1 protein-coding gene is annotated in these 341 nt (G+C 44.9%); it reads left to right on the top strand.

The annotated features are described in order from the left end of the window. On the top strand, positions 1-341 hold a 341-nt coding region (locus tag A3738_RS10825; protein ID WP_231876619.1), incomplete at both ends, for an alanine--tRNA ligase-related protein.

Raw genomic sequence — 341 nt, 5'->3', positions numbered from 1 at the left:
TTGCAGGTGATCCTCCTGGTGGACCAAATGATGACGGTGATCGTTACATTGAGGTTTGGAATCTGGTATTTATGCAGTTTAACCGCACTGCCGACGGGAAAATGAATCCATTACCAAAACCTTCAGTTGATACAGGGATGGGGTTGGAGCGTATCGCTGCCGTTATGCAAAGTGTGCATAGCAACTACGAGATCGATCTATTCCAAGATTTGTTATCTGATGCGTCTAATCTTTTGAATGGTGTGTCCACTGAAGAAAAATCTTTGCGTGTTATTGCTGATCATATTCGCTCAGCCGCGTTTTTGATTGCGGACGGCGTGATGCCGTCTAATGAAAGTCGT

Source organism: Oleiphilus sp. HI0066 (genome assembly GCF_001635725.1).
This window is presented reverse-complemented; position numbering and strand designations above follow the sequence as displayed.